The sequence below is a fragment of the Limnospira sp. PMC 289.06 genome, from assembly GCF_032350395.1.
Classification (GTDB): domain Bacteria; phylum Cyanobacteriota; class Cyanobacteriia; order Cyanobacteriales; family Microcoleaceae; genus Limnospira; species Limnospira platensis.
Genome location: NZ_JARPLC010000035.1, coordinates 1 through 15,719 on the forward strand (window position 1 = coordinate 1; position 15,719 = coordinate 15,719).

At 44.5% G+C, this 15,719-nt stretch carries 16 protein-coding genes; 9 read left to right on the forward strand and 7 right to left on the reverse strand.

The genetic code is table 11. The features are described from left to right. Positions 1 to 25: 25 nt before the first annotated feature. Positions 26 to 562, reverse strand: coding sequence for a thylakoid membrane photosystem I accumulation factor (locus P5674_RS09795; protein ID WP_006617278.1), 537 nt, complete (start codon positions 560 to 562; stop codon positions 26 to 28). A gap of 311 nt (positions 563 to 873) precedes the next feature. Continuing rightward, positions 874 to 1,104, reverse strand: coding sequence for a hypothetical protein (locus P5674_RS09800; RefSeq protein ID WP_006667936.1), 231 nt, complete (start codon positions 1,102 to 1,104; stop codon positions 874 to 876). A 30-nt stretch (positions 1,105 to 1,134) separates the two neighbouring features. Here P5674_RS09800 and apcA point away from each other — a divergent pair, with 30 nt between their 5' ends. The 4 genes from apcA (at position 1,135) to P5674_RS09820 (ending at position 3,926) form a co-directional block, all read left to right on the forward strand. Then, positions 1,135 to 1,620, forward strand: a complete 486-nt coding sequence (gene apcA / locus P5674_RS09805; protein ID WP_006617276.1) for an allophycocyanin subunit alpha — start codon at positions 1,135 to 1,137, stop codon at positions 1,618 to 1,620. Positions 1,621 to 1,704: 84 nt separating this feature from the next. Further along, positions 1,705 to 2,190, forward strand: a complete 486-nt coding sequence (apcB, locus tag P5674_RS09810) for an allophycocyanin subunit beta (RefSeq protein ID WP_006617275.1) — start codon at positions 1,705 to 1,707, stop codon at positions 2,188 to 2,190. A 249-nt stretch (positions 2,191 to 2,439) separates the two neighbouring features. After that, entirely contained in the window at positions 2,440 to 2,643 is a 204-nt protein-coding gene (locus P5674_RS09815; RefSeq protein WP_006617274.1) for a phycobilisome linker polypeptide, read from the forward strand. 422 nt (positions 2,644 to 3,065) lie between these two features. Beyond that, positions 3,066 to 3,926 (forward strand): hypothetical protein, encoded by an 861-nt coding sequence (locus P5674_RS09820; RefSeq protein ID WP_006617273.1) that lies wholly within the window; start codon positions 3,066 to 3,068, stop codon positions 3,924 to 3,926. A gap of 12 nt (positions 3,927 to 3,938) precedes the next feature. Here the strand turns inward: P5674_RS09820 and P5674_RS09825 are convergent, their stop codons facing one another. Beyond that, positions 3,939 to 4,682, reverse strand: coding sequence for a phycocyanobilin:ferredoxin oxidoreductase (locus tag P5674_RS09825; RefSeq protein WP_006617272.1), 744 nt, complete (start codon positions 4,680 to 4,682; stop codon positions 3,939 to 3,941). 347 nt (positions 4,683 to 5,029) lie between these two features. Between P5674_RS09825 and P5674_RS09830 the strand changes: the two genes are divergently transcribed. Beyond that, the gene (locus P5674_RS09830) at positions 5,030 to 9,328 is read left to right on the forward strand and encodes a hypothetical protein (RefSeq protein WP_014274791.1); all 4,299 of its coding nucleotides are present in this window, start codon (positions 5,030 to 5,032) and stop codon (positions 9,326 to 9,328) included. Positions 9,329 to 9,710: 382 nt separating this feature from the next. Here P5674_RS09830 and P5674_RS09835 read toward each other — a convergent pair whose 3' ends face one another. Further along, on the reverse strand, positions 9,711 to 9,842 hold the full coding sequence (locus P5674_RS09835) for a hypothetical protein (RefSeq protein WP_286133271.1): 132 nt from the start codon (positions 9,840 to 9,842) through the stop codon (positions 9,711 to 9,713). A 42-nt stretch (positions 9,843 to 9,884) separates the two neighbouring features. On the opposite strand from P5674_RS09835, the gene P5674_RS09840 reads away from it, so the two are divergent. Next, positions 9,885 to 10,238, forward strand: coding sequence for a rhodanese-like domain-containing protein (locus P5674_RS09840; protein WP_006619388.1), 354 nt, complete (start codon positions 9,885 to 9,887; stop codon positions 10,236 to 10,238). 102 nt (positions 10,239 to 10,340) lie between these two features. Here P5674_RS09840 and P5674_RS09845 read toward each other — a convergent pair whose 3' ends face one another. Together P5674_RS09845 and recR are read right to left on the reverse strand one after the other, a co-directional pair. After that, positions 10,341 to 10,544: a hypothetical protein gene (locus P5674_RS09845; protein ID WP_006619387.1), complete on the reverse strand. Its 204-nt coding sequence runs from the start codon at positions 10,542 to 10,544 to the stop codon at positions 10,341 to 10,343. A 146-nt stretch (positions 10,545 to 10,690) separates the two neighbouring features. Continuing rightward, positions 10,691 to 11,317, reverse strand: coding sequence for a recombination mediator RecR (recR, locus tag P5674_RS09850; protein ID WP_006619386.1), 627 nt, complete (start codon positions 11,315 to 11,317; stop codon positions 10,691 to 10,693). Positions 11,318 to 11,842: 525 nt separating this feature from the next. On the opposite strand from recR, the gene purS reads away from it, so the two are divergent. From purS to P5674_RS09865, 3 genes are all read left to right on the forward strand, one after another. Further along, positions 11,843 to 12,139 (forward strand): phosphoribosylformylglycinamidine synthase subunit PurS, encoded by a 297-nt coding sequence (gene purS, locus P5674_RS09855; RefSeq protein WP_006619385.1) that lies wholly within the window; start codon positions 11,843 to 11,845, stop codon positions 12,137 to 12,139. A gap of 2 nt (positions 12,140 to 12,141) precedes the next feature. Further along, complete coding sequence (purQ, locus tag P5674_RS09860) at positions 12,142 to 12,819, forward strand: phosphoribosylformylglycinamidine synthase subunit PurQ (protein ID WP_006619384.1); 678 nt, start codon at positions 12,142 to 12,144, stop codon at positions 12,817 to 12,819. Between the two features lie 631 nt (positions 12,820 to 13,450). After that, entirely contained in the window at positions 13,451 to 14,332 is an 882-nt protein-coding gene (locus P5674_RS09865) for an SDR family oxidoreductase (protein WP_006619383.1), read from the forward strand. Between the two features lie 18 nt (positions 14,333 to 14,350). On the opposite strand, the gene P5674_RS09870 is transcribed toward P5674_RS09865, so the two are convergent. Then, positions 14,351 to 15,652 carry an MFS transporter gene (locus P5674_RS09870; RefSeq protein WP_006619382.1) on the reverse strand — a complete coding sequence of 434 codons (1,302 nt, stop codon included), beginning with the start codon at positions 15,650 to 15,652 and terminating at the stop codon, positions 14,351 to 14,353. Positions 15,653 to 15,719: the final 67 nt, after the last annotated feature.

Below are 15,719 nucleotides of genomic sequence, written 5' to 3' on the forward strand. Positions count from 1 at the left end.
AGTCCCTTGACACCAATCTGGACTTCTACAATTCCAAGACAAAGGTAAACGCTTCACTATTAATCTCATTAACGGGTTTGCGTCGCAGTTCTACAGATTTCTCACGGGGTAATAAGTCGAATACTTCCCGGAATACATCATCTACCTTTTCATAGGCGACTAGCCCCACCTCATCTAACACGACATCTCCTGATTGGTCAATTATCACTGTTTGGGGAACATATCCTCGATAGTAATGACCCGGTTCCGTGGGAGGTAGGGACGAGTCCATGGGGATTGAATCAATATTAACTGGGATAAAGTCCGCAGCCCTTCCGTAATACTCTTGCAGTTGCGATACTGTTGTCGAAAATACTTTGCAGTCGCGGCTGTCGTCCAGAAAAAAAACTAGCAATGCTGGTTTATGGAGTCTCAAAGACTGGGACAGTTCAACTCGTGGCGGCACTAGAGACCCATTACCGCCATATAGCGCAAAAATGTTGCCATCAAACTTATCATCGTCAATATTTGCTAAAGCTGGACCGGTTCCCAGGGTTAACGTTAGCAAGGCAGCTAAGGCCATGATTAGTAAGCCCCTGGGTATGAGTCGGAGGTTGAATGTTATTGGGTTGGAGTTCAGCACTGTCATCAGTTAATTGAGAGTCCTAGCTTTCGGAATTGTTACAATCTTTTAACGACATTTTACAACAGCGATCGCCAAGATTATGACCCGAATATTCAGCCAGTATCGGGAAAATCACCGCCGAATTTGGCCATTTCCCTCAGTCCCTCGTCCCTAATTATTAAGTTTTTCCCCATGAAATGTTAAAAACTATTACAAATATACTAATAATGTGAACATAATGCCTCAAAATACATTTCGAGGTAGTCATGTCATGAGGTTTCATTTGGGGGACCAAATAGGGACACCCGAAACTCGTGGCGGCGTATAATCAAATACGCCCGATCGCGATCGATAAATGACTCGGCAATCTTGGTAATAGCCAAAAGTTGCCTGCTCAGGAGAAGTTGCCTGCTAACCGCCACCTGTGGCAGGTTAAATGGTACTTCCCAAAGCTGAGGAGCCACGACACCGGGCTGACCGAAAGTCGTAGGCTTCATCATGAACACATTAGCTAAACCCTGTGGTAGAAAATGAGTATCGTTACCAAATCCATCGTCAATGCAGACGCTGAAGCGCGTTATCTGAGCCCTGGTGAATTAGATCGGATCAAATCCTTTGTTACCTCTGGCGAACGCCGGGTTCGGATTGCTGAAACCATGACAGGTGCTCGTGAGCGCATCATCAAGGAAGCAGGAAACCAACTTTTCCAAAAACGTCCTGATGTAGTCTCTCCCGGTGGAAATGCCTACGGTGAGGAAATGACTGCCACCTGCCTGCGGGATCTAGACTACTACCTGCGTCTGATCACCTACGGAATTGTTGCTGGCGATGTTACCCCCATTGAAGAAATCGGGGTTGTAGGTGTTCGCGAAATGTACAAATCTCTTGGTACTCCCATCGAAGCAGTAGCTGAAGGTGTACGGGCTATGAAGAGTGTAGCCACTTCCCTGCTGTCTGGAGAAGACGCGGCCGAAGCAGGTGCTTACTTCGACTACCTAATTGGTGCAATGTCATAAGCACTGGCGATTATCTCTTATCAATCGACCAAGATTCATCTAAACAATTCCTAGATCAAGCGACCATTAGCAAACGAAACCATCATGCAAGACGCAATCACTTCCGTAATCAACTCCTCTGACGTTCAAGGTAAATACCTGGATGCTAGCGCTATCCAAAAACTGAAAGCCTATTTCGCTACTGGTGAACTGCGCGTTCGTGCAGCAACCACCATCAGCGCTAATGCAGCTAACATCGTTAAGGAAGCAGTTGCTAAGTCTCTGCTGTACTCCGATATCACCCGTCCCGGTGGTAATATGTACACCACTCGTCGCTATGCTGCTTGCATCCGTGACCTGGACTACTACCTCCGCTATGCTACCTATGCTATGCTGGCTGGCGATCCTTCCATCCTGGATGAGCGTGTACTCAATGGCCTGAAAGAAACTTATAACTCTTTGGGTGTACCCATTGGCGCTACCGTTCAAGCTATCCAAGCTATGAAAGAAGTTACTGCTGGCTTAGTTGGTGCTGATGCTGGTAAGGAAATGGGCATTTACTTTGATTACATCTGCTCTGGCTTGAGCTAAGACTGCTCACAGAGGAAGCTAGAATGTAGTCATCCCCTTTGGAAATACTACAGTCTTGGTTCTTCAATTCCTATAAACTTAGGGCCAGGGAAGTCTGAAGTGAGTGCTAGACCGCCAAAGGCTTGTCTGTATCATTGATAAGTTTTAGCGAGCTAGTATTGGCTTATGACTCCCGGCCTTTAGTCATTTGATAAATATTACTGTCAAATACTGTCAAAATTGCTGACTTAACTCAGGAGCAAGATAATCATGAGATCTTTCAAAGTAACAGCTTGCGTTCCCAGCCAAACACGGATTCGCACTCAGCGTGAGTTACAAAATACCTATTTCACTAAGCTGGTTCCCTATGACAACTGGTTCCGGGAACAGCAACGGATTATGAAAATGGGTGGAAAAATTGTCAAAGTTGAATTAGCCACTGGGAAGCCGGGAACTAATACAGGACTGCTGTGATCATAGTGGAAACGCCAACCGCCTTGGCGGTGTGGCGTGTTTAGTTCACCCGCTCAATTTCGCTACAATTGCGATCGGGTGTATATATGCCAATAGCAATCAGCGCTATATATCTAAAAATTAATTTAACTTCATCTTTTTGGACACTTGTGGCTAGGTGGGCTTGTATATTGATGGCCCCGTTTCTCACCACCACGAGTGGCTTTTCTGCTTGTATAATTAGAGAAATACACTTGACCAACAGAACTAATCACCTATCACGAGTAGATATAAGGGGTGCGTTTGGTCACTTATTCGCTCAAGTCCAGGAAACTGCTAGATCCGAAATACCTTCGAGGAATCCCTGTCCCCCGGCTTAAATAGTCAATATTTAAATGTAAAATTCCCCTGGGGAAGTATGTCAACCTTATTGATGATTGCTGATGGATAATAGTACAAATTTCGTTGAATCTATATTAGCACAAACTCCTTCCGAAAATCCTACCACTAATCTGAGTAATAAAGTCACCTCAGAAATGTTGTGGATGGGAGCCACGGGTTTGATGCTAATAATACTGATTGTAGTCTCAGTCATTTATAACTCTAAAAACAAAGGTCTTGCCAAGAAGTTAAAAATGGAGACATTTAGAAATAAAGAACTCCATAAAAAATATAAATTGGCTTTGGCAACTATTTCTAAAATGGAGAAAAACCCAGACTTAATTCACTCCAGGGAATTTAACCTTGATTATCTCAGGATGAGAATGTCTGAGGATGTTTTCCATTATGCCATCATTGTTCAAATTAAGATGAAGGTCAAGCAGCAAATCGCTGTGGCTATGCGACCTACACAGGCGGCTGTGGGAGAAAAAAGTAATGCTGGTCAAGGCCGCCAAGTTGATTCAATTTTTGATGTTGAATACGACACAGGAGACCATGAACATAGCAAAAAACGGGTATTATTTCGGATACAAATTAGGTTGATGAAATTACCCACGCAAGCAACTTCAACGACTATTAATCAGATTATTGACTGCTTGGAAACCTATTTGAGTCCCTCGGATGACCATGATAATTGGCAACCGACAATTCAGGGGAGAATTGCCCATATTGAATGGGACCAAAAAGCCAAACCTACTCCCCTATTAGTGTTAGAACAATCTAACGAAGGCATGAATGTTACGTTCCGTACTAATCGGAAACTCCCGGAAAGTCAAGGTAAAACTCCTTTACCAGCATCAAGTCGCAACAAGTCTAAACGCCGTAAAACTGCTTCGAGTGGTAACACTCATTTTACCCCTTAACTGTGGCTGGTCTCAGTCTTCAGGAGTATCAAATAAAACTGTGGTCATATAGCGTTCTGCCCATTCCTCGCCAAAGGCTTTTTCGAGGACGCGCCTGGTCTTGTCGTTTTGCTGTTGTTGTTGACAGTAGTGGCGTTGGGCGTTGATAATCTGAATTTGTTGTTCTGGGGAAACCGGAGTTTGAGCGATCGCACTTTGACAGTGTAGTTCCATATAAGTCTCAACCCGACTCAGAAACAAGTCCTCCTCCTGCTCGTTAGCCGGACGCACAAATAGACAAAACTCCGAAAAAATATCCCCCCAGGCGGGAATATCACGGGGTTGAGAAAACTGATTTTGGGGTAATTCTTGCAAAACCCGATGATAATTTTCCGGTAAAGTGCGATCGCCACTTAGGGGCGACAAATCCACAATCGCCGCCCCAATTCTACCACGTCCCCCCACCAAATCCGTACCAAACATAGGCAGAGCGAATGAACTGCGGGGAAACATCACACAATGGAGAATATCCAAACCGCTACCCACCTTAGCCAATTCCAAGTGCATCTTACGAAACTGTGGAGTTTGATAGCAGCGATTTTCAATAGTCAACCTTTCCCCTTCTAATCGCCCCTCAATGTATCCTAAATCATCAGGCAGATGATAGGGTTGCAGATCCAAATACTGACCCCATAGGCGTTCAATACTGTTCGCCAATCGGCTAATTAACGGGTGTTGTTGTTCCCGCAAAGAATTTTGGTTGAAAGTTGATTGCATTCTCAAACCTAATTAAAACAGCCGTTCCCAAAAAACCAAGTTGTGCATATTTTAAGTCGCCCTGAACATCTTTAATTGATACCATGTGCATCAAATGGGAAGCGTCGGCCTAATTATTTAAGTGACCCCCCCACAGCCCAATTTATGTTCAGCGCGAGACAAGGCACAGCAGTTTATGAAATCATACCCCTGCTTAGGTTTCAGCCTGTTACCTTAGACCTGAGCCGGGATGTTTCTGATACTGACACAGCCATTATCACACAATTAGTGGGTATCTGTAAGTATAATTAGTTAGATTTGGTGTGATTCGTTTGCACCCCTGGGTTAATTGGAAATCCGCAAGAGCTATGTATATTTACACTACCCCCAGGTTTGATCAACAAGCCAAACAATTTGGTGTTCAGGGTCAGATTGCAGAATTAGTAGTAGCCATTCAGACCCAGGGCAGTTCTGCTGTCCATGCCTATTTTAACTGGAATTATCCCTATCTGAAGCGGCCTGTCCGTAATCTCAGACTACTGGGGAAAATCTTTCCTTTTAAGAATGAGCGAGTATTGTGTTTACTCGATGTTTTGACTAGGGGGGGTAATGAATATGAGTCTTTTCTGCAAAACCCAGAAGACTACGGGAAAAAGCATTTAGACCCTCTAGTTGATTATACCGACCTAGAAAATAGTATCAAAGGCCAACGAGAAAGAAAAAAAGGGCCTTTCCGTCAACAATTTTTACCAGAAATCTATCACGGTTGGCTACAACGACCTACCTGGACTCGCAAGACAGACGATCGCATTATTTGTGAAGGTGAGGTCTGGGTCAAACAGTTTCAGCAGCAGGAAACTCGCGACCAATGGCAGAGTTATGGTGAAATTGTCCTAGCCATTGTCGAAGGACAGGAAGAAAAACAGCACACTCCCTGGCCAAATTTATACTTAACCTGCAAACCAGACAGTAGTAATTATGTCCTCTATAGCCATTTAGAGACAGCCGACGGCTTACCTCGTCGGGTAGTGTTCTTAGTAGCCAGTTTTGATGGTCTACCCCAGCCAGCCGATATTGAGGCGGTGCTACAACAGACCCGGCTGTTAACTCTTGACTTTCCCCAGGGTATTTTTTCCACACCCATTACTTATGATATTCTCTCGCGTTATACCCGTCGCGCTTATCCAGACTATTTAGTCCTAGATAGGGAAATTTGGCTAGAAATTGAAGCAGATAATGGTATTAATTTAGCCCTTTCTGTGGAAGAAGAAAGAATTTTACATGAACTTTCTAGCCCTGATTCTGAAAATTCTCTACCCTTATTTATCAATGGTCGCGCGGGGAGTGGCAAATCAACCATGTTGGTTTATTTGTTTGCTGAATACTGCGATCGCTACCGGAAAATTTATGCTCAAAAACTGCCAGAAAAAGTCATTAAACCACTATTTTTGACTTATAATGAACGTCTGCTAACTCGCGCAAAACAAGGAGTAGAAAAGCTGCTAATAACTAACTATAAGTTCATGCTAAACAGCAGTAACCTGAAGAAAAAACCACCCTTAGAACCTTGCTTTCAATCCTTCCAAGATTTTCTAATTAATTTACTTCCTCCAGAAGAAAGCGATAAATTTGATCGCGATCGCTATATCTCCTTTTACGACTTCCGCCAAAACTTTACCCATCGCCAAAAACGCTACTCTCCAGAATTATGCTGGCATATTATCCGCACATTCATCAAAGGCTATAGCCTCGTCAATCAAAACGATGAATACATGACCCCAGAGGATTATGATGATGTTCCCCGCCGAGAAAAAACCATTTCCTCAGAAGTCTTTGATGCCATTTATAAACAGGTTTGGCCGTGGTACTATAGACTCACCCATGATGATGGCTATTGGGATGACCAAGACTTAATCCGGCGAGTCCTGCAAGTCAAAGGTGATAGCCTCCCCAAATATACAGCAATTTTTTGTGATGAAGCCCAGGATTTCACCAAATTAGAACTATTGCTAATCGTCAAACTCTCTCTATTTTCTGACTCAGTTATGTATCCCCCCATTCCCAGTTTACCCTTTGCCTTTGCCGGGGATCCATTTCAGACCCTTAACCCCACCGGATTTCGTTGGCAAAGTGTCAAAGCCACCTTTTTTGATCAGGTAATTTCTCACCTAGACCCTGACCAAAAACTCAATCTAGGAATGTCATTTTATGAACTAGAATCCAATTATAGATCCAGCCCAGCCATAGTCAAAATGACCAATTTAATTCATCTATGGCGGCATCTAGTTTTTAAAATCCCCAAACTCAAACCCCAGGAAGCATGGCAACCAATAGCCAATGCTCGTCATCCCCAAAAATTCATCTTTGGTCAGCGTAATTTTTCCGTAAATGACCTCAAAAGCCACATCGAAAAATCCCCCATTTTTATTGTACCGTGTGAAGCAAACGGCGAATTAACATATATTAAAAATGATGATTTTTTATCTTCGTTATATCCGGGAGCCAGCGAAACCAATCCCCCGAAAAATGTGTTAAGTGCCATTCAAGCCAAAGGCTTGGAATTCCCCCTAGTAATTTTATATAAATTTGGCGAACAGTTTGCCAAGGAATTTGGGCGATCGCTTTGGGATTATATCAATTTAGACCAAGAACATCCCTTAGAATTAGAGTATTTTTTCAATAAATTATATGTAGCAGCCAGTCGAGGAATCACTAACCTAATAGTCATTGATACAGAAGTCGGCGATCGTTTCCTCTGGCAATATGCAACCACAGACTGGTTACACCAATCTGCATACCAACTAGAACAATGTTTAGCTGCATCAGACGATCGCCAGATTTGGGAAGGCTATATAGGCGGTTTAAATTGGGGGGATAGTCTCGAAAATCTCGATCTTGATCACCGGGAATTACAAGCCCAAGAATTTGAAGAAAATGGCCGAATGCAGAAAGATCCCGTTTCCCTACGACGGGCTAAACAGTTTTATCTCGAACTCGGAAAGCAAACAGAAGCCCTATTATGTGAAGCCTGGGCCCTGAGATTCGATCGCCGATTTCGAGAAGCCGGGCTATTATTTAGTCGCTATGGTCAAAACGACGCAGCCTGGGAATGTTTCTGGCATGGTCTATGTTGGCAAGCCCTACTCGACTGGTATCACCAATTTCCTGAATCAAGACCAGCAGAACGTCCCCTAGTCGAATTTATGGCAACCCCCACCAAAACCCTAGCTGTAGTCGAGCAATTTACCCTATTTTTGGAAGAAGCCATAGCACAAAAATCCACCACCGATCTGGGAACAGTCAATTTAGACACTTCTGCAGGATTAAATCCTACCACCGAGTATAGTCCTCATCACCCCCACCTCGGTTCTCGCACGCCGGACCACAACCGCAAACCCTGGAAAGCAGCCATTTCTGAATATGCCAGCAGAATCAAACGCTTGATGGCCGAAAAGCGATTATCTCTCCCTGTGTGGCAAAGATTTGGTGATGTATTGGAAGCCTTAGATGAAGCCAAATATGATGGCCTCCTAGATATTGCTGGGGAATGCTTCTATCGAGCTAAAAACTTGCGGCGCGCCGTCCGCTGTTGGCAGCGTTGTGGGTCTACTGACCGACGGGAATATAATATTGCTCTAGCTGATGTATTAGGCTTCCCAGAAGGTTTGGCTTATTTGGAACGAGCCGGAAATAGCGATCGCATTATTGCTGAATGGGAACGCGCCGGTCGTCCCGTCACCGCCCAGTGGTTAAAATATGGCGAATGTGTTAGACGCGCCTTACTTGCACAAAATCGCTACCGCGACTGGGTAGAATATTTGATGCGCTCCCGACAATGGTCTGATGCGATCGCCGCCTTAGAAGAGTGTTCTCGATCCGAAATCAAAGGCTTACAGTTTGAGTTAATCCGACAACTCGCTCGCTCTAATTTGACCCCACAACAGGTGCGTATTGCTCGCTCTCGCTATATGACCCTCATAGACCAAGTATTATCCAATTCCGATTGGAAAGCCTATCTAGCAGTTCCGGAAGTCGGCGTAGTCCTCGAAAGAATTGGCGATTTAGTGCGGACTTTAAGATTTTATGAGCAGTTTGTTGAAGCCGAAAACCTCCATTTAAAGGTGTTTGCTCGACAACGTTGGATTGTTAATAAAATTAAACAACAAAATTATGCCGCCAACGTTGACCCTCGGCGGGCTACCGCTATAAGTGAGGAAATTAACCGCAAAGCCTCCGATTGGAGGATTGATTTAGACGCTTTACCTACCGATCTCCCACCCATAGACCGTTTGACAACCCATAAATCCCAGCAGAGTGCTATCAATCTTGTCCAAGGATTGCCCCCTGGAGTACAGATCAATCTTTCCTCTTCTGATGGTCATGCTTATAGTTTCCGTATTGATTCGATGGAAGTGCGCGTAGTTAAACGCGATCGCCTCCTCAAAGCGACAATTACCGACCTCCATACTCTCAAGACTCTACAAATTGAGGTTGATAGTCGCGGCGGTAGGGTCTGTATTGGTAATATGTTTGTCGAAGCTGCTGATGGTCAGCGTCTTTTGTTTCAAGGTCCCGTTACTGGCTGTAGTGGCGCGATTATCTATCGTCAGAATCCCCCATTGGTTCAACTAAAGTTACCCAATCACCCTGATACTATTGTTTTTTAGCAATCTTTTATCCCCTAGGGCGGGTGCAGCCGTCTTATCCTGTGTGCTGTGGCTGGCTTGGGGCGCGTGCAGCAGTCTTATCCTGTGTGCTGTGTGTGGCTGGCTTGGGGCGCGTGCAGCAGTCTTATCCTGTGTGCTGTGACTGGCTTGGGGCGCGTGCAGCAGTCTTATCCTGTGTGCTGTGGCTGGCTTGGGGCGCGTGCAGCAGTCTTGTCCTGTGTGCTGTGGCTGGCTTGGGGAGGGTGCAGCAGTCTTGTCCTGTGTGCTGTGGCTGTCTTGGGGAGGGTGCAGCAGTCTTGTCCTGTGTGCTGTGACTGGCTTGGGGCGGGTGCAGCCGTCTTATCCTGTGTGCTGTGGCTGTCTTGGGGCGGGTGCAGCCGTCTTATCCTGTGTGCTGTGGCTGTCTTGGGGCGGGTGCAGCAGTCTTATCCTGTGTGCTGTGGCTGGCTTTAGCACCCGCCCCTACAGGACCCGCCCCTACAACTTTTCCGCAACCTTCTCCAGAATCTGCCATAATTATTCAAATTGATACAGGAACTAAAAATACCCTAGTTATATGTCGGTTCAATTTTTTTACTTACCTGAAATTGATGTCAAGACCGTTGCTGACTACCTACAAAAGCCTACCCAAGAGGTGCAGCTTATTGATGTTCGAGAACCTCAAGAATTGGCGATCGCTAGTATTGATGGTTTTGTTAATTACCCCTTGAGTGAACATCAGCAGTGGTCAGAATCCATTTTGACTCAACTTGACCTCCATAAGGAAACTTGGGTAATGTGTCATCATGGCAGACGTTCAGCCCAAATGGGTCAGTGGCTCATTCAACAGGGTTTTACTAATGTTAAAAATATTACCGGCGGCATTGATGCTTACTCTGTAATCGTTGATGATACCGTACCCCGCTACTGATTTCGCAGATCAAAAAGAGTCCGCATAAGCGGACTCTCCTGGGATAAACAGAAAGCTGTCGAGTTCATTCTGTTGATCGACTCGATTTATTCATAGCGTTACTTATATTTCGTCTACTAGCTGGACTCGTCCCCGCCGAATTGAGTACAATAGACGATCTATCACTCGTAGTTCTTCTTTTTCTAAGGATTCATCTAGTACCGCTGCCATTAGACCATAGCGATCGGCTTTAGTCAAAGATCTCGTTTCAGTTACCGATGCAATGATTTCTGAGAGTGCGCCCGGAAGTAGTTTGACTGGAGACATAAGTGCGTTTTGAACTCGACACTTTTATCATCCTCCATTTCTCAGATTAGATCCGTGATCTGCTATCAGACAATCAGTGATTATACAGATGTAATTTGGTGAGTTAAAACACTTATAGCTGGTGATAACTGTCACAGCCCCCTCCATTAGTCTAACTCCCGTCTCCCTTCTAACGCCCGCGCTAACGTCACCTCATCAGCATACTCTAAATCCCCACCCACAGGTAAACCGAAAGCAATACGAGTTACTCTCGTAAAAGGCTTCAGTAATTGACCTAAATATAATGTCGTCGTTTCCCCTTCCACGCTTGGGTTAACCGCGATAATCACTTCCTTAAACTTTTGTTGACTTACCCGCCTCACTAGGGGTTGAACTGTTAGTTGTTCTGGCCCAATACCATCCATAGGAGAAATTACTCCCCCCAAAACATGATACAATCCCCTATATTCACGGGTTTTCTCTAACGCGATTACATCCCGTGAGTCCGAAACTACACATATCGTTTCGCGATCGCGTTGCGGATTACGGCAAATCTCGCAAACAGGTTCCGCCGACAGGTGAAAACATACCTGACACAAACCTACCTGTTTTTTCGCTTCCAACAACGCCCTCGCTAGGGCCTGTACTTCTTCCTCTGGCCGTTTGATAATATGAAGAGCAAGTCTTTGGGCTGTTTTTGGCCCAATACCGGGCAGCCTCTGGAACTGTTCGATTAGACGGGCTAAGGGGCGTGTGTAAACCGTTGTTTTTCCTCCACTTATGCGCTCATACAATAGTATAACCCCTTACCAGTGTGAACCGAATTATGTTAATTTTTGTAACAAAAAATTAAGAAATGTTACAAAAAATTTCTTTTTTGGGGGTTTCCTGGCTTTTTTGGTTGACTTCTGATATTATTTTAGATAATAGGAATATTTAAACTTTTTTTATTTTTGAATATAATTCATTATTTAAAGAAATGTCAATATATTAGCATGAGTTCCCGCCGCCTGTCAACCCCCACAGCCACCCTGGCCGTACATTTTTTTAAAAATTGAACAAAAAATCAACCTAGCAGCCAAAAAAAATCCACCGACGCGGTGACGGTGGAACAACAAAGGATGATGGTGTGAGGAGCGAGTTACTAAACTTGCTTACAGTTTTAAGAATAGTCACCCCTTGTTACAGCCCTGTGTCATGTTTATGAAGATTTTGTGACACTTGCCAGAAGCCACAATAAGCCTTGTCCCAGTTTATCATTCGTGGATGTTTCTTGTGATCCGGGTTTGGTGGATAATAAGATTTGTTAGTTAAACAACATGGGTAGTTTTGTGGCACAAACATTTCAAGCTAAAGTTTACGTCACCCTTCGTCCTTCAGTGTTAGACCCAGCCGGGACGGCGGTTCGTTCCGGCGTTCAGCAGATGGGATATCAAAATGTCGAACAAATCCGAATTGGTAAATATATAGAGGTGACACTCCAGGCGGCGGACGAAGCGGAAGCAGTCCAGCAACTTGATCAAATTTGCGATCGCATTTTAGCCAACCCGGTCATCGAAACCTATCGTTTTGATTTAACCCCCCTATCGGAAACTGCAACCACTACAGCCCATTAGATATGAAATTTGGTATCCTAGTTTTCCCTGGTTCTAACTGCGATCGCGATGTCGCCTGGGTGACACAGGGACTGTTAAACAAACCCACCCGCATGGTGTGGCATCAAGATACAGACCTTTCTGATATTGATGTGGTAGTCATTCCTGGCGGGTTTAGTTATGGTGATTATCTGCGCTGTGGTGCGATCGCCCGTTTTTCTCCCATTATTCGCGCTACCATTGACCATGTAAATGCTGGTAAATTTGCGATCGGTATCTGTAACGGTTTCCAAATTTTAACCGAAGCCGGACTTTTACCTGGGGCTTTAGTTCGTAATCGGGATCTGCATTTTATTTGCGATCGTGTTCCCATCAGAGTTGTCAATAATAAAACTCCCTGGACTAGAAAATATCAATCTAATGAGGTGATTACTCTTCCTATTGCTCACGGTGAGGGGTGTTACTATGCCGACCAAAAAACTCTGGCACAATTAGAAGATAATAACCAGGTCGTGTTCCGCTATGAAGGCGATAACCCTAATGGTTCCCTCAATAATATTGCCGGAATTTGTAACCAATCCGGTACTGTTGTTGGTATGATGCCTCACCCGGAAAGAGCTGCTGACCCTATGTTGGGTAATACTGATGGTATTAAAATGTTTGAAGCTGTATTACAACAAGTAGTTAGGGCTAGGGTTTAGTTATCCATTCTCAATTGTCCGGTAATGGCGGGTTTCACAGTTAATTAAACTTACTACCTACAATATTAACAAACCCGCCCCCCTCACCTATCCCCTTATATTATCGGGCATAGTTAAGTTTTGCTGATAGATAAATCCCCAAGGTTTTGAATTTTAAAAGTATGTTAAGAATTGTTACAATTTTATTGAGAATTACTCTCAAACACTTGACGAATTCATGGGGGTTTTGGTATGCTGTAAACAATCGCATCCAAGGGGTTCTTGTGTCCTGACGCAAAAAAAGAGGCTACAACCCTGATTATATCGCGGATTATCAATATTCTCTGGCTAAAACTTAAAATCACGATGCACGAGTTTTGGGGCTAAAGTGGACGGCCAAAAATCTGGCTATTGACAAAAACGCCATTATGTGCATTAAGGTTCATCTGGCGGTTAGGGGGTTGAAGAACTAAGTACATTTCCCCATAGAAATAAATCCCCAAAAAATGATGATTTAGCATTGACAAACCCTGGCACTTGACCTATTATAGAAGCATGGGAATCTGTGGCGGCATATATATAGGATTATCCCCAAAACTATCGACTATTAGGCGGGAAGATAACAGCACCAAAAGCCAGGCAATGAAAAGCGATGAATCAAAAACTGTTAGTGACAGGTGCGAGTGGTTTCTTGGGTTGGAATATATGCCAGGTAGCCAAATCAAGATGGGAAGTTTACGGAACCTATAATTCCAGTCCGGTGACAGATAGTGGTGTCAAATTTATCAAAACTGATTTGACCGTGTTAGGAGACTTAAAGGAGGTATGGGAAGAAATAAAACCCGATGCGGTAATTCATGCAGCGGCGGCTTCAAAACCGAATTTTTGCCAAGAGAACCCAGATATATCTCATAAAATTAACGTGGTAGCGGCTGGGGATATGGCGAGTTTGTGCGGCGCGGCCGGAATTCCTTATGTGTTTACTTCGACTGACCTAGTATTTGATGGTTTGAACCCTCCCTATCGAGAAACTGATCTAGTTTGTCCGATTAACATTTATGGGGAACAGAAAGTGAAAGCGGAGGGGGAAATATTAGCCAGATATCCCCAAGCTGCTATCTGTCGAATGCCTTTAATGTATGGGATAGCGTCACCCCATGGGGGTAGTTTTATGCAGGGATTTATCAAAACCCTAAAATCGGGAAATTTCCTCAATCTGTTTGAGGATGAGTTTCGCACGCCGGTTAGCGGCACAACGGCGGCGAAGGGGTTACTGTTGGCGATCGAAAAAAAGGTGAATGGGATATTACACCTAGGGGGAAAACAGAGGATATCTCGCTATGAGTTTGGCTTACTAATGGCGCAGGTGCTAGATTTACCAGCGGATAGAATTACGCCAGGAAAGCAACAGGATGTTAAATCGATCGCCCCTCGTTCTCCCGATACATCCCTAGACAGTTCCCAAGCGTTTGATTTAGGATATGAACCCCCTTTAATTGTGGAAGAGTTGGCAGCATTACGGGGTCTAGTTTAAGGTTAACTAGAAACTACATTAGCAGAAGGAGCGATCGCGATCCGGAACCTCGGCTTCCAAACGACGGAGACGAGGACTGCGATAGGCAATAATGACGGCAGCAATATTAATCAAACCGACCCCACACAAAAGCAAAGCGCTTCCCCGTCCGGGTCCCATACCGATAATATGTCCGACTCGATCTGCTAATATTCCCCCAGGCTGCATCATGGGTTCAAAAATGCCATCAACGAGAGGTCCGACGCTGAGTTGTGTTACAACTAATAAGGATTTTTCAAATAACCCTTGTAAAGCGAAAACTCTTCCTTGCAGATATTCAGGAACTTTGCATTGCCAGATGGTTTGGTTGCTGCTGATGACAATGGGCTGGGAGAATAGATAACCAAATCCGCCAATAGCTGCTAAAAATAGGGTAGGTTGAAATCCTCCTAAACATAAACAGAGTCCCTGCAGGGTGACAAACAAGAGAATTCCATTAACTTGGCGTTTTAATCCTCCCCAGGCGCTGACTACTAGGCTACCGAATAACATCCCGCAACCACTAATAGATAACACTATCCCCAATTGGGAACTAGATGCAAAACTTAGAATAATCGGCCAGAAAAGAACTTGGATCATTCCTTCTGTTAGATAAATGACTGCAAAAAATAGCATTAACCCTAACAGTCCCGGACGCGCGGCTACATAATCCCAACCGGAGCTAATTTCCTGCCAGAGCTGTTCAAAATTAAAGGTTTTGCGATCGCTTGATGCTGCTGGTTTCGGATCGGGAAGCCTCACACTCAGCAGAGCAATGGTGGCTAGTAAATAGGTGGCAAAATCAAAGATTAATACGCCCTGCAACTGGACTGCTTCTACTAAAAAGCCGGCAATGGTCGGACCTAAAATCCTAGCGAGTGCCCGCGATATCTGCACCATGCCGTTAGCTCGACCTAAATGCTGTTTGGGGACAATTTGAGCGATCGCTGCCATATAAGCTGGAATGTGGAAGGCGTTAGCTACGGAACTGATGCTAACGGCTATGTAGATATGCCAAATTTCCAGGCTGCCGGACTGTAACAGAATCATCATCCCAATTGCTGTCACACCTGTGGTAGAATCAGCAATTAGCATCACCCAACGTCGGTTCCACCGATCTACTAGCACCCCTGCTATGGGGGAAATTAGCAGGTTGGGTAGATAGGCTAACACCATGATCAGAGCAAACAGAGTTAGAGAACCTGTGGTCTGATAAGCCCACACCCCTAAAGCGAAGTCTGTGATGTATGTGCCGATTACGGAGATAATTTGTCCTAACCAGATTCGCAAGAAGATTTGCATAGTCTATTGATTTATCGAAAATTGGCAGATGCGGGAAAAACAAAGTCAGCCAGCAAATAGTAATAGC

Bases quoted from the DNA above. Each gene is read 5' to 3' on its own strand.
- purS (WP_006619385.1), top strand. From the start codon at position 11,843: ATGGGTAGTTTTGTGGCACAAACATTTCAAGCTAAAGTTTACGTCACC.
- P5674_RS09865 (WP_006619383.1), top strand. From the start codon at position 13,451: ATGAATCAAAAACTGTTAGTGACAGGTGCGAGTGGTTTCTTGGGTTGG.
- P5674_RS09825 (WP_006617272.1), bottom strand. From the start codon at position 4,682: ATGCAATCAACTTTCAACCAAAATTCTTTGCGGGAACAACAACACCCG.
- P5674_RS09830 (WP_014274791.1), top strand. From the start codon at position 5,030: ATGTATATTTACACTACCCCCAGGTTTGATCAACAAGCCAAACAATTT.
- P5674_RS09815 (WP_006617274.1), top strand. From the start codon at position 2,440: ATGAGATCTTTCAAAGTAACAGCTTGCGTTCCCAGCCAAACACGGATT.
- P5674_RS09845 (WP_006619387.1), bottom strand. From the start codon at position 10,544: ATGTCTCCAGTCAAACTACTTCCGGGCGCACTCTCAGAAATCATTGCA.
- P5674_RS09800 (WP_006667936.1), bottom strand. From the start codon at position 1,104: ATGATGAAGCCTACGACTTTCGGTCAGCCCGGTGTCGTGGCTCCTCAG.
- P5674_RS09840 (WP_006619388.1), top strand. From the start codon at position 9,885: ATGTCGGTTCAATTTTTTTACTTACCTGAAATTGATGTCAAGACCGTT.
- apcB (WP_006617275.1), top strand. From the start codon at position 1,705: ATGCAAGACGCAATCACTTCCGTAATCAACTCCTCTGACGTTCAAGGT.
- apcA (WP_006617276.1), top strand. From the start codon at position 1,135: ATGAGTATCGTTACCAAATCCATCGTCAATGCAGACGCTGAAGCGCGT.
- P5674_RS09870 (WP_006619382.1), bottom strand. From the start codon at position 15,652: ATGCAAATCTTCTTGCGAATCTGGTTAGGACAAATTATCTCCGTAATC.
- P5674_RS09820 (WP_006617273.1), top strand. From the start codon at position 3,066: ATGGATAATAGTACAAATTTCGTTGAATCTATATTAGCACAAACTCCT.
- P5674_RS09835 (WP_286133271.1), bottom strand. From the start codon at position 9,842: ATGGCAGATTCTGGAGAAGGTTGCGGAAAAGTTGTAGGGGCGGGTCCT.
- P5674_RS09795 (WP_006617278.1), bottom strand. From the start codon at position 562: ATGGCCTTAGCTGCCTTGCTAACGTTAACCCTGGGAACCGGTCCAGCT.
- purQ (WP_006619384.1), top strand. From the start codon at position 12,142: ATGAAATTTGGTATCCTAGTTTTCCCTGGTTCTAACTGCGATCGCGAT.